The sequence below is a fragment of the Streptomyces sp. NPDC101166 genome (assembly GCF_044768125.1).
Classification (GTDB): domain Bacteria; phylum Actinomycetota; class Actinomycetes; order Streptomycetales; family Streptomycetaceae; genus Streptomyces.
The window spans coordinates 306380-329532 of record NZ_JBIWPF010000006.1; the positions used below are offsets into that span (position 1 = coordinate 306380).

Below are 23153 nucleotides of genomic sequence, written 5' to 3' on the forward strand. Positions count from 1 at the left end.
CGATCCGCCTCCCTGACTGGGCCCCGGAATCCCTGCGCCGATTCCGGGGCCCTGTGCCGTTCGGGGCCCATCCCGTCAGGCCCAGGCCGTCGGCCGGGCCCACCCGTTGGGGTGGGCCGAACGCCGTCAGCCTTCCGCCTCCTTCGTCGCCGCGTCGATCGCGGCGAGCGACTTGCGAACCTGGTTTCGGTCCGTCGTGTACCAGAAGTCGGGCATGGACGCCTTCAGATAACTGCCGTAGCGGGCCGTCGCCAGCCGCTGGTCCAGCACCGCCACCACACCGCGGTCCTGCGACGCGCGCACCAGCCGCCCCGCCCCCTGAGCCATGAGCAGCGCGGCATGTGTCGCGGCGACGGCCATGAAGCCGTTGCCGCCCGCGTCCTCGACCGCCTTCTGGCGGGCGCTCATCAAGGGGTCGTCCGGACGCGGGAACGGGATCTTGTCCATCACCACCAGCTGACAGCTGGGGCCCGGCACGTCGACTCCCTGCCACAGCGACAGCGTCCCGAAGAGACACGTCCTCGCATCCGCCGCGAAGTTCTTGATCAGTTCACCGAGGGTCTCCTCGCCCTGCAACAGGATCGGGAACTCGGGGATGCGGGTACGCAGTTCCTCGGCCGCCAGTTGAGCGGCGCGCATGGAGGAGAACAGCCCGAGGGTGCGCCCGCCGGCCGCCTGGATCAGCTCCGTCAGCTCGTCCAGCATGTCCCCGCGGTCACCGTCACGCGCGGGCCGCGCCAGGTGCTTGGCGACGTACAGGATGCCCTGCTTGCGGTAGTCGAACGGCGAGCCCACGTCGACGCCCTTCCACGGCGGCACGTCCTCGCCTTCCGTGCCCTCCGGCGCCAGGCCCAGGGAGGCGCCCACGCCGTTGAAGTCGCCGCCGAGCTTCAATGTCGCGGAGGCCAGGACGACGGATCGGTCCGCGAAGAGCTTCTCCCTCAGCAGGCCGGACACGGACATCGGGGCGACACGCAGAGAGGCGCCGAAGCGGTCGTGCCGCTCGTACCAGACGACGTCGTACTCGGAGCCGTTCACGATGCGCTCCGCCACGTCGTGCACGCTCTCCACGGAGGCGAGCGCCTGCTTGCGGACGGCGTCCTCGTCCTGGACGGACTTGTCACGGGTCGCGCCGATCGCGGAGATGACGGTGCGCGCGGCGTCGCGCAGCGCCATGAGCGCGTAGCCGAGATCCTCCGGGATCTCCTCCAGGCGGCCCGGCAGCGCCAGCTCCATCAGCCGCTCGAAGCCCTCGGCGGCGGTCTGGAGCTGGTCGGCGGCCTTCTCGTCGGCCAGTTTCGCCGCCCGGCGCACCGCACGGTTGACCTGGCCCGGGGTCAGCTCGCCGGTGGCCACACCGGTGACCCGCGAGACCAGCTCGTGCGCCTCGTCGACGATCAGCACCTCGTGCTGCGGGAGGACCGGGGCGCCCTCGATGGCGTCGATCGCCAGCAGGGCGTGGTTGGTGACGACGACCTCGGACAGCTTGGCCCGCTCACGGGCCATCTCCGCGAAGCACTCGGCGCCGTAGGCGCACTTCGAGGCGCCAAGGCACTCCCGGGACGAGACCGACACCTGGCTCCAGGCGCGGTCGGAGACGCCCGGCGTCAGGTCGTCGCGGTCTCCGTCCTCCGTCTCGTCCGCCCAGTCGCGCAGCCGCAGCAGGTCCTGGCCCAGCTTGCTGGTGGGGGCGGCCGCCTCGAACTGGTCGAAGAGTCCTTCGTCCTCGTCCTGGGGCATGCCTTCGTGCAGGCGGTGCAGACACAGATAGTTCGAACGGCCCTTGAGCATCGCGAACTCCGGCCGGCGGCGCAGCAGCGGATGCAGCGCGTCGACCGTGCGCGGCAGGTCCCGCTCCACGAGCTGGCGCTGCAGGGCCAGAGTCGCGGTCGCCACGACGACACGCTCCCCGTGCGCGAGCGCGGGCACGAGGTACCCCAGCGACTTGCCGGTGCCGGTGCCGGCTTGGACCAGCAGATGGGTGCCGTCGTCGATCGCCTCCGCGACGGCTTCGGCCATGGTCACCTGACCGGGGCGCTCCGTACCGCCGACGGCGGCGACGGCGGCATGCAGGAGTTCGGGGAGTGAGGGCTTCGTCATAGCGCGACCACCCTACGGCGCGGCACTGACAAACGTGTGGTCGCGCAGGTGGACGGAGGTGCGGACGGGGACGGAATCAAGGTCGGGCGCTTCCCGGATCTATGGGGGCGAAGAGGACGGAGGAGGAAGAGGGGAAGGGAGGGGACGGGTCGTGGGGGCGGGGGCGGGAGGGGAGGCCCGAAAGGCTCGCTCGGACCTCCCGGAAAAAAGTGGCGGGACACCGGACCACCGGGAACCCGGCGGTGCACCGGACCGTTCCACCTGTGACGGATCAATCACCGATCGTCACAATAAAGGGGAGGCGGCCGGTCTCTGACCATGAGGGCCGCCCGTTTGTCGGGGAGGTCGATCTCGGTGGAGAAGCGGAAGCCGGCGTCGAGGAAGGCGGCGATGGAGGGGATGTTGCGGAGGTCCGGTTCGGCGATGACACGGGGGCAGGCGGGCCGCCTCTCGAGTGCGAGGCCGACGACGGCCCGGAGCAGAAGGCCACCGAGGCCTCGCCCGCGGTCGGCGGCGCCCCCGATGAGGAGGTGTACGCCGGTGTCGTGCGGCCGGGCGCGGTAGTGCCGGGACAAGGGGTCGAGGTCTGCCCGGTAGATCTCCCAGTAGCTCATCGGTGTGCCGTCGAGCACGCCGAGACAGGGAACGCTGTGCCCATGACCGGCCGACTGGCGGCGCAGGTGGGCCGCGGTCACGGACTCGGGCCCGGCCAGTTCCCAGAACGCGGCGACCGCGGGGTCGTTCATCCACGCGGAGATGAGGGCGAGATCGCGCTCCGGTCGTACCGGGACGAGGCGGAAGTGACCGGCGGGGGTGATGGCAGGCCCCCAGTCGCCGATGCGGTCGAGCGGGTCCACCACGTCGAGGGGAGACATCGCGCGGCTCCTCTCGTCAGCGGGTGCCGGCAGGTGCGTGCGACAGGGATGTGTTCATACGTGGAGGGGGTTGGCGATGGTGACGTACACGGACTGGGTGTCGACCGGGCCGACGAGCTCGTCGAGACCGTGCAGCCGGGTCAGCAAATTGGCCTTGCAGCGCAGGACGGGTGAGTCGAGCAGTCGACCGGGCAGCGCGCTGCGCAGTCGGCCGGGGCCGCAGACCGCGCTGCTCAGGAAGCGGCGGAAGGCGGCGAGCAGCAGGCGCTCGTCGGCGAGCCGCTGGGAGCCGAAGGCGCCGATGAGACCGAGCACGTTGTTGATCGCGAGGTAGTAGGCGAAGCGCTCGTCGGTGACCTCGTCGGAGACGAAGGTGTCACTCGCCGCGCCGATGCCGGGCAGCCGGGACTCCAGGTCCGCGCGGTGGGACTCGCGGAAGTAGTAGCCCTGGTTGTCGCGGTACCGGCCGCCTGTCGGCCAGCCGTCGGGGTCCAGCAGAACCAGCGTGTTCTGCTGGTGCGCCTCCAGGGCGATGCCCGCCTCCCCGTCCAGCCAGAGCACTGGGCGGACGACGTGCTCCAGGTACCTCAGGAACCACTCGACGGCGACGGCTGGGCGCGGACGAGCGTTCCTGCGAGCGAGACGTGCGATGAGTTCGGCGAGTCGGGACGGAGGGAGGCCGCGCTCGCGGTCGGCGTCCTGCCGGACAGGCGATCGATGGGTGACGAGGCCGGCGACGCAGGCGACGTCGTCGCCAGGGGTGAACGGATTGTGCCGGATCACCGCGTCGAGTCCGGTCACCGGGAGGCCGTCCGGCCCGTCCACGGCGATCCAGGCCGGGTCCCGGACGATGTCGAAGCCCGGGTGCTCCGCCTGCCACTGCCGGCCGAGGCCGGCACGCAGGAGCCGGTGCACCTCGACACCGCGGTGGAGTTCCTTGCGGAGGTTGTGGCGAAGGGAGTTGGTGATGCGCAGCCCCAGCGACAGTTTGAGCATGGCCGGGGCGTCGGAGCGGTGGACGGTGCGTACGGAGGAGGTGGGGTGCCAGGGCGAACCGTGGACGCCGAGGTCATGCAGGAGCCCGGCGTCGAGCAGGGCTGCGACCTCCGGCCGGTGACGGACCTCGCGGGCCTGCCAGGGGTGCAGCGGCAGGGCGGTGTGGCCGGCGGGCAGCGCGAGACCGGCGCCGGTGAGCCGGAGGGTCAGTCGGTCCGCGCTGACGCGACGGCCGCGCTCGGTCCAGGCGGAGTCGGTGGCGAGAACGGAAGGGGCGACGGCGAACCAGTGCAGGGGAAAGGAGCCGTGCGATTCGGGTGAGTACAGGAGCGCTTCGGCGTCGGAGAGGCCTTCTCGGCTCTTGGGTGTCGGGTGCAGGGGGTGGCCGAGCAGCAACGCCTGCTCGGCGGAGAGGAACAGGTGGGGCGGGTCGGCGGGGTGTTCCCTGCGCGCGGAGACGAACGCCTCGGTGAGGCGCACTGAGGCGGCGACACGGGCAACGAGGTCGACGGCATCGCGGGGCTTGCCCGCCGTCGGGGTCTCGCGGGTCAGCAGGGCGGCGAGGGTGACCGCGTCCAAGGGCGGGGCCGGTTCCGGAGCGGCGGCCAGGTACGGAGGGCCGAAGCGGTGCCAGCCCGTGGGTGACCAGTAGCGGACGGGGGCGAACAGCGCGGTGCCGGAGGCGGGGAGTGGAACACGCAGCACGCCGTCGCCGGGGGCGGACAGGCCCTTCTCCCTGACCCAGCAGCGCAGCAGGTTCTCGACGGCAGCCGCCTGGGCCGCGGTGTGCGGGTCGGGATGGTCCAGGAGATCGGCGGCGGCTTGGGGCGACGGTTCGTGCAGGGCGGGGAGTCCCTGCCGGTGAGGGACGAGTCCCTGCTGGTGAGGGATGCGGACGGATTCGGAGGAGGGCGACGGAGCGAAGGAGGTCGAGGTCTGTGTGGCGGGACCGGTCGATGTCAGCGTCGGCGAAATGGCGTGCTGTGGGGGCGTGTGCAAGGTCGCTCCTCGTCGGGTGGGGGGTGAGGCCGGGGGTTCACACGGGTCGGTGGGGGCCGCCCAGGGCGTGCCTAGGGAAGCGCGCGGGCGACCGCCTCCACAGCGTCCGCGAGCCGGTCGAGCAGGGCGTCCGCCTGCTCGTCGGTGATCGTCAGGGGCGGGAGCAGACGGACGACGCCGAAGTGGCGTGGGCAGCGGTCGACGATCAGCCCGCGGTCGAGGCACTCGCGCTGGACGGCGGCGGCGAGTTCGGGTGCGGTGAAGGCAGGACGGGCGACGGATTCCGCCAGGGCCCTCGGCATGTGCGCCGACGGGCCGAGATCCGGCATGGCACCGCCGACCCCACGAGGGCCGGCCGTCCCGCTCACGTCGCCGCCGGTGAGGCCGCCCCGCCCTCGTGTGCCCCGATCCCGGTGGTCCGCTGGAGCTGCCATCTCGACGCCGATCATCAGCCCTCGGCCGCGTACCTCGCCCACGCACGGGAAGCGCCGGGCGAACGCGCGCAGCTGGTCCAGCATGCGGGCGCCCACGACGGCCGCGCGGCCCGCGAGGCCATGGGTGCGGACGTGGGCGAGGGTGGCCGTGCCGGCGGCCATGGCGAGTTGGTTGCCTCGGAAGGTGCTCGCGTGGGCGCCGGGCTCCCAGACGTCGAGGTCCTCGCGGTGGACGATGACCGACAGGGGCAGACTGCCGCCGATGGCCTGGGAGAGGACCATCACGTCGGGGACGATCCCGCTGTGTTCCACCGCCCAGAAGGCGCCGGTCCGCCCGACGCCCGTCCGGACCTCGTCGGCGATGAGCGGGACGGAGCGGTCGGCCGTGATCTGCCGTATGCGCCGCAGCCAGGCGTCCGGAGCGGGAACGACCCCGGCGTCACCCTGGACGGCTTCGAGGATCACCCCGGCCGGTGGCCGCAGGCCCGGCCCGGAGTCGTCGAGGGCGGACTCGGTCCAGCGGACGGTGAGTTCGGCGCCGCGTTCGTCGCCGATGCCGAAGGGACAGCGGTGGTCCTGCGCACGGGCCGGTCGGGACTCGCCTGCGGCGGCGCCGCCGGCGTGAGCGTCGTCGGCGGCGGCGAGGGAGTCCGCGGTCAGGTCGTGGCAGGTGTCCGTGAACGTCAGGATGCGGGTTCGGCCGGTGGCGGCGCGGACGAGTCCGAGGGCGGCGTCGACGGCGTCCGCTCCGGTCGGCCCGCAGAACCGCACCCGGGCGTGGTCGGCGAGGCCGGGCGGCAGGGTGTGGAGCAGTTCGGTGACGAAGGCGTCTGTGACGGGGGTGGCGAGGTCGAGCGCGTGCAGGGGTGCGCCCGAGTCGAGGACCTTGCGGATGGCCTGCAGCACCACCGGGTGGTTGTGTCCCAGCGCGAGAGTGCCGCCGGAGAGGCAGTCGAGGTAGCGGCGGCCGTCCGCGCCCTCGATCGTCAGTCCGCGGGCCCGCACCGGCACGATCGGCAGGGCGCGGGCGTAGGTGCGAGCCGCCGACTCGCGCGGGGGCTGGCGTCGAAGCACTCCCTCGCCGGCGGGACGCCCGCTCACCTCGGCGAGGGCCTCGCCCCCCACGCCGGCGTCCTCGGGAGCCTCGCCCCCGCCGGTGGAGCGGTCTGCGGACGCCTGGCCCTCAGGCGCAGGCTCGGTCACCGCCACGGCTCTCCGTCCTCCCGCTCCCCGCATCCCGTCACACCGTGGGAAGTTGGCTCCCCTTGGCTACCAACCCCGGACGGTGCGACGGGTTACGGGTTGCTTCAAGATCCGTGCCGTGACGGAACCGTTGCCGTCCCGTCGGAAGTCCCTTTCAGCGAGCGCATATCGTGTGAGGCCGTTCCACAGGGCCGTGAGACCCGCGATGACCCCGGGTGAGATCCCGGGAGTTCCCGAGGCGGGGACGGCCACCGCTCCAAGTTCGTTGACAGCAGGGGGAGTCAGACCATGCGATCCATACGACCGTCGTCCGGGATTCGACGGGGGAGGAACGCCCGCCGCAGAACCTCCCCCGTGCTGGGCGCCGTAGCCCTCGTCTCGGCGCTCGCGCTCACCGCGACCGCCTGTGACTCGGGCGAGGCCGACGCGGGAGGCCGGGCGAGCGCGTCGGCGTCCGCCTCGGCCGCCGGCGACGGGAAGATCACGATCCCGGACGACATCAAGGACCGGCTCAAGGAGCACGGGATCGATCTCGACAAGTGGCGCAACGGCGCCTGGAAGGACTGGAACAGGGACGACTGGCTGCGCGAGGCCAAGGACTACGTCAACCCGATCATCAAGGGCCTGTGGGACCCGGACCGGATGCGCAGGGCCGAGGAGCCGGACCGGGCCGTCGACGACAGCGACCTCTCGGGCGACCAGGGCGTGACCGACCCGACGCCGGCGGCGGTGGAGGCCGCGGCCGTGCCGACCACGTACCACGCGAACGCGCCCGTGGCGGGCAAGCTCCTCTTCGACTCCCCCGAAGGCACGAGCGTGTGCTCGGCGACGGTCGTGGAGGACCCGGCCCACCCCGGGAAGTCCAACCTGGTGTGGACGGCGGGGCACTGTGTCCACGCGGGCAAGAAGGGCGGCTGGTACCGCAACCTCGCGTTCGTGCCGTCGTACAACGACGCGGGCATGTCGGCGAAGCAGTTGGAGACGGCCTCCAAGAAGCAGCTCGCTCCCTACGGGGTCTGGTGGGCGGACTGGGCGCAGACCTCGGACCAGTGGATCGCGCAGGGCGGGCCGACGGGCGGTGACGGCGCCTCGTACGACTTCGCGGTGATCCATGTGACGCCGGAGGAGGGCGACTCGGGCAAGTCGCTGGAGGAGACGGTCGGTTCGGCTCTGCCGGTGGACTTCGCGGCGCCTGCGGTGCCCAAGGTGCGGAGCATCACCGCCACCGGTTACCCGGCGGCCGCGCCTTACGACGGGCAGCGGCTGTACCGGTGCGAGGACAAGCCGGGGCGGCTGTCGCTCAACACCACGGATCCCACGATGTACCGCATCGGCTGCACCATGACCGGGGGCGCCTCCGGCGGCGGCTGGGTGGCGACCGGTTCGGAGGGCGAGCCGGCGCTGGTGTCCAACACGTCGATCGGCCCGGTGAAGGCGGGCTGGCTCGCGGGCCCGCGACTCGGCGGGGTGGCCAAGGGCGTGTACGACTCGGTGAGCAAGAAGTTCGCCGGTCAGTGATCGCACGGTAGCCGACGACAAGGGCCCGCCCCTGCGGAGAGCAGGAGGCGGGCCCTGTGCGCTGAGCCGTCAGGCGAGCTGGGCGGGGGCGTACGGCGTGAGGTCCGCCGCCAGTTCCTCGTGCACCCGTGCCTTCAGCAGGGTGCCCTCCGCCGTGTGCTCCGCGGAGATCACCTCGCCTTCGGTGTGGGCGCGAGCGACCAGCTTGCCGTGGGTGTACGGCACGAGCGCCTCGATCTCGACCGACGGCCGGGGCAGCAAGTCGTCGATGAGGGCGAGCAGCTCGTCGATGCCCTTGCCGGTACGGGCCGAGACGGCGATGGAACGCTTCTCGATCCGCATCAGCCGCTGGAGCGTCAGCGGGTCGGCCGCGTCCGCCTTGTTGATCACGACGACCTCGGGCACGTCGGTGGCTCCGACGTCCCGGATCACCTCGCGCACGGCGGCGAGCTGCTCCTCCGGGTTGGGGTGCGAGCCGTCCACCACGTGCAGGATCAGGTCGGACTCGCCGACCTCCTCCATGGTGGAGCGGAACGCCTCGACCAGGTGGTGCGGCAGGTGCCGGACGAAGCCGACGGTGTCGGCCAGCGTGTACAGGCGGCCGCTCGGGGTCTCGGCCCGGCGCACGGTCGGGTCGAGGGTGGCGAACAGGGCGTTCTCCACCAGGACGCCCGCGCCGGTGAGGCGGTTGAGCAGCGACGACTTGCCGGCGTTGGTGTAGCCGGCGATGGCGACCGACGGCACCCTGTGACGCTTGCGTTCCTGGCGCTTGATCTCGCGGCCGGTCTTCATCTCCGCGATCTCCCGGCGCATCTTCGCCATCTTCTCGCGGATCCGACGCCGGTCCGTCTCGATCTTGGTCTCACCGGGACCACGGGTGGCGAGACCGCCGCCCTTGCCGCCGCCCATCTGACGGGACAGCGACTGGCCCCAGCCTCGCAGCCTCGGCAGCATGTACTGCATCTGCGCGAGCGCCACCTGCGCCTTGCCCTCTCGGGACTTGGCGTGCTGGGCGAAGATGTCGAGGATCAGGGCCGTACGGTCGATGACCTTGACCTTGACGACGTCTTCGAGGTGGATCAGCTGGCCCGGGCTGAGCTCACCGTCGCAGATGACGGTGTCGGCGCCGGTCTCCAGCACGATGTCGCGCAGCTCGTCGGCCTTGCCGGAGCCGATGTAGGTGGCCGCGTCGGGCTTGTCGCGGCGCTGGATCACGCCGTCGAGCACGAGCGCGCCCGCGGTCTCCGCGAGGGCGGCGAGCTCCGCGAGGGAGTTGTCCGCGTCCTCCGCGGTCCCCGAGGTCCAGACGCCGACGAGCACGACCCGCTCCAGGCGGAGCTGACGGTACTCGACCTCGGTGACGTCCTCGAGTTCGGTGGAGAGGCCCGCGACGCGGCGCAGTGCCGCCCGCTCGGAGCGGTCGAACTGCTCGCCGTCCCGCTCTCCGTCGATCTCGTGGCTCCAGGCGACGTCCTCTTCCATCAGGGCATCGGCCCGAAGACCCTCGGGGTGGCTGTGCGCGAAGCGCTTGGTGTCCTGGGAAGGGGATGAAGAGGAGGTCATTGGGTCCTTACGTCGTTGGGGATGCCGTTGTGGCCGTCTGCACGGCGGTCACTGTGGACAACGCACGAGTACCCCGGGAGATTCCCGTGTCCCGTGCCGCGCCGACCTGACGATGTTCGCACGGTACGGCCCGTCTCGTCATCGCCTTATTCCCGGGTTCAGGCGGCGGGCGGCGCGGGCTTCCAGTCGGGGTGGCCGGGCATGGGCGGGGTCTTCTCGGCGTACAGCCACTCCTTGAAGAAGGCGCCGAGGTCGCGTCCGGAGATCCGTTCGGCGAGACGCTGGAAGTCGGCCGTGCTCGCGGTGGCGTCGTGGTGCTCCTGCACCCAGGCCCGCTCCACCTGCTCGAACGCCTGCTCGCCGATCTCCTGGCGGAGGGCGTAGAGCACGAGGGCCGCGCCGTCGTAGACGTTCGCGCGGAAGATGCCGATCTTCTTTCCGGGCTCGGGCGGCTTGGGTGCTCCGGGCGGCCCGCCGGCGGCGCGCCAGCCGTCGGAGGCGCCGTACGCCGCCTTCATGCGCGCCTGAAGCGTGCGGCCGGCCTTCTCCTGCGCGTAGAGAGCCTCGTACCAGGTGGCGTGGCCTTCGTTGAGCCACAGGTCGGACCAGGTGCGGGGGCTGACGCTGTTGCCGAACCACTGGTGGGCCAGCTCATGAACCATGATCGACTCGATGTACCACTGGGGGTAGGCCGGCTCGGTGAACAGGTCCTTCTCGAAGAGGGAGAGGGTCTGCGTCTCCAGTTCGAAGCCGGTGCTGGCCTCGGCCATGAGCAGGCCGTACGTCTCGAAGGGGTAGGGGCCGACCCTTTTCTCCATCCACGTGATCTGCTCGGGGGTCTTGGCGAGCCAGGGTTCGAGGAGGTCGCGGTCACCGGCGGGGACGACGTCACGGAGCGGCAGCGCGTGCGGTCCCTCGCGGTGCACGACGGCGGAGCGGCCGATGGAGACCTGGGCCAGTTCGGTGGCCATGGGGTGCAGCGTGCGGTACGTCCAGGTGGTCGCGCCCGCCGCCCTGCGCACGCCGGTGGGCACACCGTTGGCGACGGCCGTGTAGCCGTCGGGCGCGGTGACCCGGATGGTGAACAGCGCCTTGTCGGAGGGGTGGTCGTTGGACGGGAACACCAGGTGGGCGGCGTCGGCCTGGTTGGCCATCGCGAGGCCGTCGGAGGTGCGCAGCCAGCCGCCGTCCCGGCCCTCGCTCACCGGGTCGCTGGTGTGCCGCACGGTGACGCGCATCCAGTCGCCCCGGGGCAGCGGGTTCTGCGGGGTGATCACCAGGTCCTCGCCGGCGCTCGCGAAGGCGGCGGGCTTGCCGTCGACCTCGACGGAGGAGACCTCGCCGTGGGCGAAGTCGAGGTTGATCCGGTCCAGTGCGGCGGTGGTCCAGCCGTCAATGGTGGTGACCGCCTGGAGGGGCTCGCTGTTGCTGCCGGAGTAGGTGAACGACAGGTCGTACGAGGCCACGTCATAGCCGGGATTGCCCAGGTACGGGAAAAGGCGGTCGCCGACGCCGAGCGGCGTCGCCGGGGCGCTCGCGGCGACCAGGCACACGGCGACCGCCGAGGCGAGGAGGGCGGGCTTCAGCCTGCGCCGCCGGGAGGCGGCGGGGCGCGGGCTCGGTGACACGGGAAGGCCGGCGTGGGCGCGAGGGGTGAGCAGCATGCCCCACCGCTATCAGCGCGCGCGTGCGCCTCGGCGACGGCGCGCGACCGGCCCACCCGAACGGGTTGTCCGGGTGCGGTGGCGGCCACCGGGGCGGACGCCCGCCACCGCGCGCCCCCAGGGAAGCACCGGGGCGGACGCCCGCCGCCACGTGCCCCCGAGCAGAGCACCGCAGGCGGGCACACCCAGGGACGACGGTCGCGACCGCCCCGGCCCGGCTGACGACTCAGGTCCCTCGGTGCGGGTGCGTCCGCCTCAGGGCGTCGGCGCGTGGTGGGGTGTGCGGCTCACGTCGTACACGCCGGCGACATTGCGCATGGCGCGCATCAGGGTGGGCAGGTGCGCCGCGTCGGGCAGTTGCAGGGTGTAGGTGTGGCGTACGCGCTGCTGGCTGGGGGGTTCGACGGTCGCGGAGACGATCTCCGCGCCTTCCACGGCGATCGCTTCCGTGAGGTCGGCGAGCAGATGGGGGCGGCCGAACGATTCGGCGACCAGGGTGACACGGCACTCGGTGGTGTCCCCCCAGCGCACGTCGACCTCCGTGCGCCCCGCCTTCGCCAGCCGGGCCACGGCGGCGCACTCGGCGCGGTGCACGGTGACCACTCCCCCGCGCACGGCGAAGCCGGTCACCTCGTCGGACGGCACGGGTGTACAGCAGCCGGCGAGCCGGACGCCGGCGTCCGGGCGGTCCACGACGGTGATCGCGGTGTCGGGCCGCGCTCCGGGCTCCCCGGAAGCCGACCGCCCGCTCGCGGGCCGTTCGGTCGCGGGACGCCCGGGGCCGCCCCCCTCGCCGTCCGTCCCGTCGGCCCCGCCGGGCACGGCCCCGTCGGCGGACCCCCCGGACTCGGCGTCCGTCCCGGGATGCGCCGCCAGCCAGCGCTGGATGGCGATACGGGCGGCAGGAGTCTGGGCGTGCTCCAGCCACTGGCTGGAGGGCTCTGCGGCCGGGTCCTGGCCCATCAGGAGCTGGACGGTGTCGCCGTCGCGCAGGACGGTGCTCAGGGTCGCCAGGCGGCCGTTGACGCGCGCTCCCATGCAGGCGTGGGCGTCGTCGCCGTACTGCGCGTAGGCGGCGTCCACGCAGGTGGCTCCTTCCGGCAGGCCGAGGGTGCCGCCGTCGGGGCGGAACACGGTGATCTCCCGGTCCTGGGCGAGGTCCTCGCGCAGGGTGGACCAGAAGGTCTCGGGGTCGGGCGCGCCTTCCTGCCAGTCGAGGAGCCGGGAGAGCCAGCCCGGCCGGGTGGGGTCGACGCGCTCGCCGTCGCCGACGGGGCCCCCCTCCGCCCGGGAGCTCTCGGCCGCGCCCCGCTCGGTCCGATCCGTCCGTCCGGCCTCGCCGCCCTGGTCCTCCGTGGGCTGGGCGTAGGGGTTGCCGAGCGCGACCACGCCGGCCTCGGCGACCTTGTGCATCTGGTGGGTGCGGATGAGGACTTCGGCCACCTGGCCGTCCGCACGGGCGACCGCCGTGTGCAGCGACTGGTACAGGTTGAACTTGGGGACGGCGATGAAGTCCTTGAACTCCGAGACGACCGGCGTCATGCAGGTGTGCAGTTCGCCGAGGACCGCGTAACAGTCGGCGTCCTCGTTGACGAGGACGAGCAGCCGGCCGAAGTCGCAGCCGCGCATGCGCCCGCGCTTGCGGGAGACGCGATGGACGGAGAGGAAGTGCCGTGGCCGGATGAGGACTTCGGCCTGGATGCCGGCGTCGCGCAGGACCGTGCGCATGGCCTCGGCGAACTCGGTGAGGGGATCGTCCGCGCGGGTGGCGTTGTCGGCGATCAGGTCCCTGGTGTGCGCGTACTCCTCGGGGTGCAGGATCGCGAAGACCAGGTCCTCCAGCTCGGTCTTGAGTGCCTGCACGCCGAGGCGTTCGGCGAGAGGGATGAGGACCTCGTGGGTGACGTTGGCGATGCGGGCCTGTTTCTCGGGGCGCATCACGCCGAGGGTGCGCATGTTGTGCAGCCGGTCGGCGAGTTTGATCGACATCACTCGGACGTCGTTGCCGGTGGCGACGAGCATCTTGCGGAAGGTCTCGGGTTCGGCGGCGGCGCCGTAGTCGACCTTCTCCAGTTTGGTGACGCCGTCGACCAGGAAGCGGACCTCCTCGCCGAACTGCTCCCCTACCTGGTCGAGCGTCACATCGGTGTCCTCGACGGTGTCGTGGAGCAGCGAGGCCGTCAAGGTGGTCGTCTCCGCGCCGAGTTCGGCGAGGATCAGCGTCACGGCGAGCGGGTGCGTGATGTACGGCTCGCCGCTCTTGCGCATCTGGCCGCGGTGGGAGGACTCGGCCAGCACATAGGCGCGGCGCAGCGGTTCGAGGTCGGCGTCGGGGTGGTGGGCGCGATGCGCCTCCACGACGTGGCTGATGGCGTCGGGGAGGCGGCCGCGGGAGGTGGGACCGAGCAGCGCGGCCCGGCCCAGGCGGCGCAGGTCGATCCGGGGGCGGCTGCGCCTGCGGGAAGCGGCAGGCACTACCGGGCCTGGGGTCGCGGGGTTCGTGGCCTCCGCACTCATGGGCACCTCCGGCTGCGTGGACCGGCGGACGGAGTGCCCCAGGGCGGACACGGCTCAGGGGGCTGGCGTCTCCCCCGTCCGGGCCGGTGCTTGATGCTACCGAGCCCATCACGCCCAACTGGCCGCCTCTCGCCGAGCGTGAAACGGATCACCCATTCGAGCGACGATTTCGAGGTTTATCTTTTACGCCAGCCGACTTTGAGCCGATCGTGCTTTCCAACTCGTGACAGCGCCCCGGGCGGCGGTCTCGCGCCCCGGCGGGCCCTGTCGCCTGCGATGCCAAGCCGGCGGCCGGCTCAACGGACCGCGGTTTCCAGCCATTCGGGTTCGATCTCGCCTTCGGCGACGATGACCGCGGGTCCGGTCATCTCGATCTCGCCGTCCGGCTGCTCGGTGATCACGAGGCGTCCGCCGGGGACGTCCACGGTGTACGTGACGGGGGATCCGGTCGCGGCCGGATCGGCGCCGTCCCTGCGCGCGGCCGCCACGGCGACGGCGCACGCGCCCGTGCCGCACGACCGGGTCTCGCCGGAGCCGCGCTCGTGCACGCGCAGAGCGACGTGCCGCGGGCCGCGGTCGACGACGAACTCGACGTTCACGCCGTCCGGGTAGGCGGAGGCGGGGCTGAAGGGCGGCGGGGAGAACAGGTCGCCCGCGTGCGCGAGGTCGTCGACGAAGGCCACGGCGTGGGGGTTGCCCATGTTGACGTTGCGCGCGGGCCAGCTGCGCTCGCCGACGCTCACGGTGACGTCTCCCTCGGGCAGGCGCGCCCTGCCCATGCCGACGGTGACGTCGCCGTCCTTGGCGATGTGCACGCTCTTCACTCCCCCGCGCGTGGCCACCGAGAGGTCGCCGTCGGCGACGAGACCCGCGTGCTGGAGGTAGTGGGCGAAGACACGGACGCCGTTGCCGCACATCTCGGCGACGGAGCCGTCGCCGTTGCGGTAGTCCATGAACCATTCCGCCTCGGCCGCCATCGCCTTCGCCTCGGGATGGGCGGCGGAGCGCACGACGTGCAGCAGCCCGTCCCCGCCGATGCCCGCACGGCGGTCGCACAGGGCGGCGACGGCGGCCGGGGGGAGGTCCAGGGCGTTCTCGGGGTCCGGGACGATCACGAAGTCGTTCTCGGTGCCGTGCCCCTTGAGGAAGGCGATCCGCGTGCTCATTCCTCGATCGTACGGGGTGGGTACGACACGGCTCGCGGGACGGGGCTCAGCGCAGCCTGGCGACGCGCAGGACCGCCAGGACCACCACGGCGGCCACCAGGACGACGTACGCGAGGACGACGCGCCAGTCGGGACGCCGGCCCGAGCCGCGCGGGGGGAACCCGGGCCACGTGTGACCCACACGGCGGGCGGCCGTCATGCCCCACCCGGCCGCGCAGAAGCAGATCAGCAGCCCCAGCATGGCGATCACGGCCCCGCTGTCGCCGAAGTCGAAGGCGAGGGGGAACGCGAACATCAGGGAACCGGTGGCGGCCAGGGCCACGATGGGGGCGAGCTGCCAGATCCGGAGGCGACGCTGCGGGCGCAGTTCGACCTCGACCTCGGGGCCGCTCGCGAACATCTCCTCGGGCTCGGGACCGTCCTCGGTCACACCGTCCAGAGTGTCGTCCACACCGCTCCCGGCGTCGTCCGGTCCGTCGGGGCTCAGACGCACGTCCTCCGGCTCCGGTTCCACCCGCTCGGTGATCAGGTGCTCGGTGCCTTGTGCGGCGTCACGAGGGCCGGCCTCCATCGCCACGCGCCCTCCCAACTCGGACTCCACTTGGTCGATCGAAGCTCGATGATGGCACGCTGCCGGGGGCCCGGATGACGGCCTGAGCGTCCCGATGCCATGACGTGATCAGGCTGTGACCGGTCGTTCGAGCAACGTCAGTGCGAGCCGCGGAAGTTCCGCGCGGTCCGCGACGGACCCACTCAACCAGTGCACCCGCGGGTCGCGCCTGAACCACGAATCCTGACGGCGCGCGAAGCGCTTGGTGGCTCGCACGGTCTCCGCGCGCGCCTCGTCCATCGTGCACTCGCCGGCCAGCGCCGCCAGGACCTGCTGGTAGCCGAGCGCGCGCGACGCCGTACGCCCCTGGCGCAGGCCCCGCGTCTCCAGGGCGCGCACCTCGTCCACGAGCCCCGCGTCCCACATGCGGTCGACGCGGCGGGCGATGCGCTCGTCGAGTTCGGGGCGGGCCACGTCGACGCCGATCTGGACGGTGTCGTAGACGGAGTCATGGCCCGGCAGGTTGGCCGTGAAGGGCCTGCCGGTGATCTCGATCACCTCGAGGGCGCGGACGATACGGCGTCCGTTGCTGGGCAGGATCGCCTGCGCGGCCTCGGGATCGGCGGCGGCCAGGCGGGCGTGCAGGGCGCCGGAGCCGCGCAGGGTGAGCTCCTCCTCCAGCCTGGCGCGGACCTCGGGGTCGGTGCCGGGGAACTCCAGATTGTCCACGGCGCCGCGGATGTAGAGCCCGGAGCCGCCGACCAGGATCGGCCAGCGCCCCTCGGCGAGCAGCGCGTCGATCCGCGCGCGGGCCAGCCGCTGGTACTCGGCGACGGAGGCGGTGACGGTGACGTCCCAGATGTCCAGGAGGTGGTGCGGGACCCCGGCGCGTTCCTCGGGCGTCAGCTTGGCGGTGCCGATGTCCATCCCGCGATAGAGCTGCATGGAGTCGGCGTTGACGACCTCGCCGCCGAGCTGCTGGGCCAGGAAGACGCCCAGATCGGACTTTCCGGCCGCCGTGGGGCCGACGACCGCGATGACGCGGGGGGTGGAGGATGCGCTGCTCACCGTGACAGTCTCCCAAACCTCGCGCCCTGCCCTCGAACGAGTGAGGTGACGGGGCAGGTTCGGCGTCGTTTTCCGCCCGGCGCCGGGCGACGCGGGATGCCGCCCGCGCGAGTACCGTATGGAGTGATTGCGGGCGTTATCGCATGTCTCGTTCTGCTTCTGCGGAGAAGGTGACCCATGGGTCTTCTGCACAACTTGAAGTCCAAGCTCGCCCCGGCCAAGGACAAGGTCTCGGACCTGGCGCATCGGCACGAGGGGAAGATCCATCACGGGATCGACAAGGCCGCCAGAACCGTCGACCAGAAGACGAAGGGCAAGTACAGCGACAGGATCCACTCGGGCACCGGCAAGGCGAAGGGCGCCATGGACCGGCTCGCCCACAAAGACGGACCGCTCGCGCACAAGGAGGGGCCGGGGGCGGGCGACACGTTCACGCCGCCGACCACACCGCCGCCGCCGAACTCCTGAACTGCGCCTCACGCGCGCCCACGCGCACGCCCGCCTCTAGACGTCAGGACCAGGCGGCGACCGCGTACCCCACGCCGTACGGGGCGTCCTCGTACAGCAACGTGCCCGTGAGACCCGCGCCCTCAGCCGCGCCCGCGAGCACCTGCCACGGGGCCCGGCCGGAGGCTTTCAGCTCCCGTGCCACACGGACGTCGAGCGCCTTGAGCGCTTCGACGTCCGCCGTGCCGAGCGCCCGTGCGACGGCGGCGTCGAACGGGGCGGCGCGCTCGTCGAGATAGCCCGGCGCCTTCACCGTCCGGCAGGCGCTGGCGTCTCCCATGACCAGCAGGGCGACCCGCCCCGACCGCGCACCTATGTCCCTGCCGACCTCGACGCAGCGCTCGACGGCCAGGGGCTCGCCCACGCCGAGACCCTCGACCGGGACGTCGGGCCGTCCGGCGTGCTCCAGCAGCCAGGCGCCGACGGCGAGGGACGGCGGCAGCTCCCCCCTGGGGCCGGCGTCGGCGACGGCGCGTCCCAGGCGTACGGAGAGGTCCACGCCGAAGCCGCGGAAGGAGCCGTGCGCGCCCTCGGGGTGCGCCCCTCGTCCGGGCTCCTCGGCGGGGCCGACGACCACGAGGCGGTCCGGCCGGATGGCGGCGAGCACGCCCACCGCTGCGGCGCACGCGGCGCGCGCGTCGTCCAGCTCGGACGCGGCGCCCGCGGCGACGTCGGGCACGAGCAGGGGCGGGCAGGGGCAGACTGCGGCGGCGACCAGCATGATCAGTCGCAGCCGCAACCGCTGCCGGCGGCCACCGGGAGCGGCGCGGGGGCGCCGATCCCGGGCAGGCCGAGCATGACGCCGGCGGACCGGGCGGCCTTCTCGGCGTGACGCTTCTCCCAGGCGTCACCCGCGCGCGTGCGGCGCACGTCAAGGACCGCGCCCTCGGCGAGGAGGTGGTGCGGGGCGGCGTAGGTGACCTCGACGGTCACCATGTCGCCGGGGCGCACCTCCTGCTCCGGCTTGGTGAAGTGGACCAGGCGGTTGTCGGGGGCGCGGCCGGAGAGGCGGTGGGTGGCGCCGTCCTTGCGGCCCTCGCCCTCCGCCACCATGAGGTCGAGCTTGCGGCCGACCTGCTTCTTGTTCTCCTCCCAGGAGATCTCCTCCTGGAGGGCGACGAGACGCTCGTAGCGCGCCTGGACGACTTCCTTGGGGATCTGGTCCTCCATGGTCGCGGCGGGGGTGCCGGGGCGCTTGGAGTACTGGAAGGTGAACGCCTGCGAGAAGCGGGCCTCACGCACGACGTGCAGGGTCTGCTCGAAGTCCTCCTCGGTCTCGCCGGGGAAGCCCACGATGATGTCGGTGGTGATCGCCGCGTGCGGGATGGCGGCGCGCACCTTCTCGATGATGCCGAGGTAGCGCTCCTGCCGGTAGGAGCGGCGCATCGCCTTCAGGACGGTGTCCGAACCGGACTGCAGCGGCATGTGCAGCTGCGGCATCACGTTGGGGGTCTGGGCCATGGCCGCGATGACGTCGTCGGTGAAGTCCCGCGGGTGCGGGGAGGTGAAGCGGACGCGCTCCAGGCCGTCGATCTTCCCGCAGGCCCGCAGCAGCTTGCTGAACGCCTCGCGGTCGCCGATGTCGGAGCCGTAGGCGTTGACGTTCTGGCCGAGCAGGGTGATCTCGCTGACGCCCTCGTCGACCAACGCCTCGATCTCGGCGAGGATGTCGCCGGTGCGGCGGTCCTTCTCCTTGCCGCGCAGCGCCGGGACGATGCAGAAGGTGCACGTGTTGTTGCAGCCGACGGAGATGGACACCCAGGCGGCGTACGCGCTCTCCCGGCGGGTCGGCAGGGTCGAGGGGAACGCTTCCAGCGACTCGGCGATCTCGACCTGCGCCTCCTCCTGGACGCGCGCGCGTTCGAGCAGGACCGGCAGCTTGCCGATGTTGTGCGTGCCGAAGACGACGTCCACCCAGGGCGCCTTCTTGACGATGGTGTCGCGGTCCTTCTGGGCGAGGCAGCCGCCGACCGCGATCTGCATGCCGGGCCGGGAGACCTTCTTCGGCGCGAGCCGGCCGAGGTTGCCGTACAGCCGGTTGTCGGCGTTCTCGCGGACCGCGCAGGTGTTGAAGACGACGACGTCCGCGTCCCCGTCCGATCCCTCGGGGGCGCGCACGTATCCGGCGTCCTCGAGCAGCCCGGACAACCGCTCGGAGTCGTGGACGTTCATCTGGCACCCGTAGGTGCGGACTTCGTAGGTCTTCACGCCCTCTGCCCGGGTCCGGTCGCTGCTGCTGGTCATGGGACAAGGGTAGGCGCTCGCGAACGGTGCCCCGGATCACCGTTCGTCGCAGGGGCCGGCCGGGCCTCAGGGGTCGATCAGGCCGGCGCGGATCGCGTAGCGGGTGAGCTCCAGGCGGTCGCGCATGCCGAGCTTCTGGAGCAGGTTGGCGCGGTGCCGTTCGACCGTCTTGGCGCTGATGAAGAGCAGCGCGCCGATCTCCTTGGAGGTGTGGCCCTCGGCGACGAGCTTGAGGATCTCCTCCTCGCGTTCGGTGATGGGCCGCTCGGGGAGGCCGTCGACGCCGTCGCCGCGGTGCAGGCGGTCCAGGTAGGAGCGGACGAGGGCCCGCTCCGCGCCGGGGTAGATGAACGGTTCGTCGCGCATGACCGCACGGCATGCCTCGACGAGGTCGCGGTCGGCGACGGACTTCAGCACGTAGCCGCCCGCGCCGGCCTTGAGCGCCTCGAAGAAGTACTGCTCGCTGTCGTACATCGTGAGGATCAGGATGCGCAGGCCGGGGAGGCGGCGGGAGAGCTCGCGGGCGGCCTGGAGACCGGTCGTGCGGGGCATGGCCACGTCGAGGACGGCGAGGTCGATGTCGCCGGCGCGGGCCCGTTCGACCGCCTCCGTGCCGTCCCCGGCCTCGGCCACGACCGCCAGGTCGGGCTCGCCGTCCAGGATGAGCCGCACCCCTCGGCGCACCAGGGTGTGGTCGTCGGCGAGGAGGACGCGGATGACGCGGCCGCCGGGCTCGGCGTCCTGCGGGGACTGCTGGTGGGTCATCAGGGGGCTCCGGAGGTGGCGGCGGCGGTGGGCGGGGCGCCGGAGGGGCGGGCACGCGCGCGTGGGTCCGCCGCGTCGCCCGCGCCGGGCGTGCGGACCCGGAGCCGCACCCGCGTCCCCCCGTCGTCGCCCGGGCCGACGGTGAGGTCCACTCCGATCAGCAGGGCGCGTTCGCGCATGCCCCGGATGCCGGTTCCCTCCTCCGTCGTCGGGCCGAGGCCGGCGCCGTTGTCCCCGACGAGGAGTTCGACGCCGTCGGGGGCCGGGCGGAGGCTGAGTTCGGCGCGGTCGGCGCCGGAGTGGCGGGCGGTGTTGGTGAGGGCTTCCTGGGCGACGCGGTAGAGCACCAGTTCCGTTTCCGCGGTGAGCGGCGGCAGACCGGTCCGCAGGTCCGGGCGCACCGTCAGGCCGTGGGCGGTGAACTCGGCGGCGAGCGAGCGCAGGGCGCTGAGCAGGCCGAGTTCCTCCAGGACGCCGGGGCGCAGCCGACGGGCGATGCGGCGGATCTCGTCGAGGCCGGCGCGGGTGGCCTCCTGTGCCTGGCCCACCTCCTCGCGCAGGTCGTGCGGGGCACGGTCGGCGACGCGCTTGAGCTGGAGCAGTACGGCGGTCAGGGTCTGGCCCACCTCGTCGTGCAGTTCGCGGGCGATGCGGTGGCGTTCGCGCTCCTGTGCCGACAGGGCCCGGCCGGCGCTCGCGGCCCGCTCGGCGCCGAGCCGGTCGAGCATGGAGTTGTAGGTGGCGATCAGCTCGGCCGTCTCCACCGGGCCGGAGACGACGGGCCTGGGCCCGGGGTGCAGCAGGTCCGCGTCGGCCATCGACCGGCCGAGGCGTGCGAGCGGGGCGAGGCCGACGCGGAGCACGACCGCGTTGACGGCCAGCAGCGTGGCCAGGCCGCCCACGACGACGAGCACCTCGGCCGGCAGGACGGGCGTGGAGACGGTGACCGGGCCCAGGAGCATCGCGGCGGCCACGACCAGGCCCACGGCGTTGAGGGCGAAGATCCGCCAGAACAGCGACACGTGTGTGATCCCCCCTCTTCCCTCGGGTATCCGTAGCACTGCCCTGACCAGTCTCCGCGCGGGTCGCCGGCGTCGTATATCCGTCATGACACCCATGTCGCCACGGTACGGCGGGATGGCAGCATGGCGGCTCCGCGCACCCGTGACCGGCGGCTCCGCGGGGCCGCCGGCCGGGCCGATTCGAACGTCATCGGGCCTCGAACGTCTTCGAGCCTCGAACCCGAGCATCAAGGAGTGGAGAAACATGTCTGCCCCCCGTCTCCGGACGACGCCGCTGCCAGGGATAGGCGTCCAGTACGACCTCGTGACGCGGGAGCAGCGCCACCTGTCCGTGGTGGCGCACCGTGACGGTGCCCGGACGGTGAGCGTGTACAGCGCCGACGACCCGGATTCCTGCGCCCAGTCGCTGCGGCTGACCGTCGCCGAGGCGGGCTCGCTGATCGACGCGCTGATGCCGTCGCACCACAGCGCGAGCCTGCTCTACACCACTGACCTGGGGCTGGTCGCCGAACGGGTCGAGGTGGCCGCCACCTCGCGCTGGAACGGGCGGGTGCTGGGCGACACCCGGATGCGCACGGAGACGGGAGCGTCGATCGTGGCGGTGCTGCGGAGGGCGGAGGCGATCCCGTCGCCGGCGCCGGACTTCCGGCTGGCGGGCGGGGACACCCTCATCGTGATCGGCACCCGTGAGGGCGTCGACGCGGCCGCGGCGATACTCGGCCGGGAGTGAGAGGGTGCACTCTTCCGCAGTCCTGTTGATCGAGTTCGGTTCCATCATCCTGGGTCTCGGCCTGCTCGGCCGGTTCGCGGCCCGGTTCCAGTTCTCCCCGATTCCGCTGTATCTGCTGGCCGGTCTGGCCTTCGGCGAGGGCGGGCTGCTGCCGCTCGGCGCGAGCGAGGAGTTCGTGGCCATCGGCGCCGAGATCGGCGTCATCCTGCTGCTGCTGATGCTCGGCCTGGAGTACACGGCGAGCGATCTGGTCTCCAACCTGAAGGCGCACTATCCGTCCGGGCTGGTGGACTGCGCCCTGAACGCGGTGCCGGGCGCGTTGGCCGCGCTGCTGCTGGGCTGGGGTCCGGTGGCGGCCGTGGTGCTCGCCGGCGTCACCTGGATCTCGTCGTCCGGGGTGATCGCCAAGGTCCTGGGCGATCTGGGCCGGGTCGGCAACCGGGAGACGCCGGTGATCCTCAGCGTGCTGGTGCTGGAGGATCTGGCGATGGCGGTCTACCTGCCGATCGTCACCGCGCTGGTGGCCGGGGTGGGGCTGGCGGCGGGCAGCGTGACGCTGGCGATCGCGCTGGGCGTCGCGGGTCTCGTGCTGTTCGCGGCGGTGCGCTACGGGCGGCTCATCTCCCGTTTCGTGTCCAGCGACGACCCTGAGAAGCTGCTGCTGGTGGTGCTGGGGCTGACGATCCTGGTCGCGGGTGTGGCGCAGCAGCTCCAGGTGTCGGCGGCGGTCGGCGCGTTCCTGGTGGGCATCGCGTTGTCCGGGGAGGTCGCCGAGGGGGCGCACACTCTTCTGAGCCCGCTGCGGGACCTGTTCGCCGCGGTGTTCTTCGTGTTCTTCGGGCTGCACACCGACCCGGCCAGCATTCCGCCGGTGCTGCTGCCCGCGCTCGCGCTGGCCGCCGTCACCGCCGCCACGAAGATCGCCACCGGTTACTGGGCGGCCCGGCGGGCCGGTGTGTCGGTGAAGGGCCGCTGGCGCGCGGGCGGTGCGCTGGTGGCGCGCGGGGAGTTCTCGATCGTCATCGCCGGGCTGGCGGTCACCGCCGGCATCGAGCCCTCGCTCGGCCCGCTGGCGACCGCGTACGTGCTGATCCTGGTCGTCCTCGGCCCCCTCACCGCCCGCTACACCGAACCGGTGGCCCTGTGGTGGTCTCGGCGGCGCGGCGACTCCGGGCGGGGTGTTCCGGAGCGGGCGCCCGAGGTGCGGGAGGAGACACCGGTCGGCGACTGAG

18 protein-coding genes are annotated in these 23153 nt (G+C 72.4%); 4 read left to right on the plus strand and 14 right to left on the minus strand.

The window, feature by feature from the left end; all coding sequences use genetic code 11:
• Positions 1–126 precede the first annotated feature (126 nt).
• The 4 genes from ACIRS4_RS14090 to ACIRS4_RS14105 all read right to left on the minus strand — a co-directional run bounded on the left by ACIRS4_RS14090 (position 127) and on the right by ACIRS4_RS14105 (position 6613).
• The gene (locus ACIRS4_RS14090) at positions 127–2100 is read right to left on the minus strand and encodes an ATP-dependent DNA helicase (RefSeq protein ID WP_404194615.1); all 1974 of its coding nucleotides are present in this window, start codon (positions 2098–2100) and stop codon (positions 127–129) included.
• Positions 2101–2375: 275 nt separating this feature from the next.
• Complete coding sequence (locus ACIRS4_RS14095; protein WP_404194618.1) at positions 2376–2975, minus strand: GNAT family N-acetyltransferase; 600 nt, start codon at positions 2973–2975, stop codon at positions 2376–2378.
• Between the two features lie 54 nt (positions 2976–3029).
• On the minus strand, positions 3030–4970 hold the full coding sequence (locus ACIRS4_RS14100) for an IucA/IucC family protein (RefSeq protein ID WP_404194621.1): 1941 nt from the start codon (positions 4968–4970) through the stop codon (positions 3030–3032).
• 71 nt (positions 4971–5041) lie between these two features.
• The gene (locus ACIRS4_RS14105; RefSeq protein WP_404194623.1) at positions 5042–6613 is read right to left on the minus strand and encodes an aminotransferase class III-fold pyridoxal phosphate-dependent enzyme; all 1572 of its coding nucleotides are present in this window, start codon (positions 6611–6613) and stop codon (positions 5042–5044) included.
• A gap of 282 nt (positions 6614–6895) precedes the next feature.
• Here ACIRS4_RS14105 and ACIRS4_RS14110 point away from each other — a divergent pair, with 282 nt between their 5' ends.
• Positions 6896–8125 carry a trypsin-like serine peptidase gene (locus ACIRS4_RS14110; protein ID WP_404194625.1) on the plus strand — a complete coding sequence of 410 codons (1230 nt, stop codon included), beginning with the start codon at positions 6896–6898 and terminating at the stop codon, positions 8123–8125.
• 69 nt (positions 8126–8194) lie between these two features.
• Here the strand turns inward: ACIRS4_RS14110 and hflX are convergent, their stop codons facing one another.
• The 6 genes from hflX to miaA all read right to left on the minus strand — a co-directional run bounded on the left by hflX (position 8195) and on the right by miaA (position 16653).
• Positions 8195–9688, minus strand: coding sequence for a GTPase HflX (gene hflX / locus ACIRS4_RS14115; RefSeq protein ID WP_404194628.1), 1494 nt, complete (start codon positions 9686–9688; stop codon positions 8195–8197).
• A 158-nt stretch (positions 9689–9846) separates the two neighbouring features.
• Positions 9847–11352, minus strand: coding sequence for a M1 family metallopeptidase (locus tag ACIRS4_RS14120; protein WP_404194630.1), 1506 nt, complete (start codon positions 11350–11352; stop codon positions 9847–9849).
• Positions 11353–11607: 255 nt separating this feature from the next.
• Positions 11608–13869 (minus strand): RelA/SpoT family protein, encoded by a 2262-nt coding sequence (locus ACIRS4_RS14125; RefSeq protein WP_404194633.1) that lies wholly within the window; start codon positions 13867–13869, stop codon positions 11608–11610.
• A gap of 296 nt (positions 13870–14165) precedes the next feature.
• Positions 14166–15035 (minus strand): diaminopimelate epimerase, encoded by an 870-nt coding sequence (dapF, locus tag ACIRS4_RS14130; RefSeq protein WP_404194635.1) that lies wholly within the window; start codon positions 15033–15035, stop codon positions 14166–14168.
• A 46-nt stretch (positions 15036–15081) separates the two neighbouring features.
• A complete protein-coding gene (locus ACIRS4_RS14135) occupies positions 15082–15606 on the minus strand; it encodes a hypothetical protein (RefSeq protein WP_404194743.1) in 525 nt (174 codons plus the stop codon).
• Between the two features lie 108 nt (positions 15607–15714).
• Positions 15715–16653 carry a tRNA (adenosine(37)-N6)-dimethylallyltransferase MiaA gene (gene miaA, locus ACIRS4_RS14140; protein WP_404194638.1) on the minus strand — a complete coding sequence of 313 codons (939 nt, stop codon included), beginning with the start codon at positions 16651–16653 and terminating at the stop codon, positions 15715–15717.
• Positions 16654–16830: 177 nt separating this feature from the next.
• Here miaA and ACIRS4_RS14145 point away from each other — a divergent pair, with 177 nt between their 5' ends.
• Complete coding sequence (locus tag ACIRS4_RS14145) at positions 16831–17121, plus strand: antitoxin (protein WP_404194641.1); 291 nt, start codon at positions 16831–16833, stop codon at positions 17119–17121.
• A gap of 43 nt (positions 17122–17164) precedes the next feature.
• Here ACIRS4_RS14145 and ACIRS4_RS14150 read toward each other — a convergent pair whose 3' ends face one another.
• The 4 genes from ACIRS4_RS14150 to ACIRS4_RS14165 all read right to left on the minus strand — a co-directional run bounded on the left by ACIRS4_RS14150 (position 17165) and on the right by ACIRS4_RS14165 (position 21191).
• Positions 17165–17881, minus strand: a complete 717-nt coding sequence (locus tag ACIRS4_RS14150; RefSeq protein ID WP_404194644.1) for a class III extradiol dioxygenase subunit B-like domain-containing protein — start codon at positions 17879–17881, stop codon at positions 17165–17167.
• A gap of 2 nt (positions 17882–17883) precedes the next feature.
• Positions 17884–19404, minus strand: a complete 1521-nt coding sequence (miaB, locus tag ACIRS4_RS14155; RefSeq protein WP_404194647.1) for a tRNA (N6-isopentenyl adenosine(37)-C2)-methylthiotransferase MiaB — start codon at positions 19402–19404, stop codon at positions 17884–17886.
• A 66-nt stretch (positions 19405–19470) separates the two neighbouring features.
• On the minus strand, positions 19471–20169 hold the full coding sequence (locus ACIRS4_RS14160; RefSeq protein WP_404194649.1) for a response regulator: 699 nt from the start codon (positions 20167–20169) through the stop codon (positions 19471–19473).
• Positions 20169–21191 (minus strand): sensor histidine kinase, encoded by a 1023-nt coding sequence (locus ACIRS4_RS14165; protein WP_404194652.1) that lies wholly within the window; start codon positions 21189–21191, stop codon positions 20169–20171. The genes ACIRS4_RS14160 and ACIRS4_RS14165 overlap by 1 nt, the downstream gene beginning before the upstream one ends.
• 244 nt (positions 21192–21435) lie before the next feature.
• Between ACIRS4_RS14165 and ACIRS4_RS14170 the strand changes: the two genes are divergently transcribed.
• Complete coding sequence (locus tag ACIRS4_RS14170; protein ID WP_404194654.1) at positions 21436–21921, plus strand: cation:proton antiporter regulatory subunit; 486 nt, start codon at positions 21436–21438, stop codon at positions 21919–21921.
• A gap of 4 nt (positions 21922–21925) precedes the next feature.
• Positions 21926–23152, plus strand: coding sequence for a cation:proton antiporter (locus ACIRS4_RS14175; protein ID WP_404194656.1), 1227 nt, complete (start codon positions 21926–21928; stop codon positions 23150–23152).
• The last annotated feature ends 1 nt before the right edge of the window (position 23153 follow it).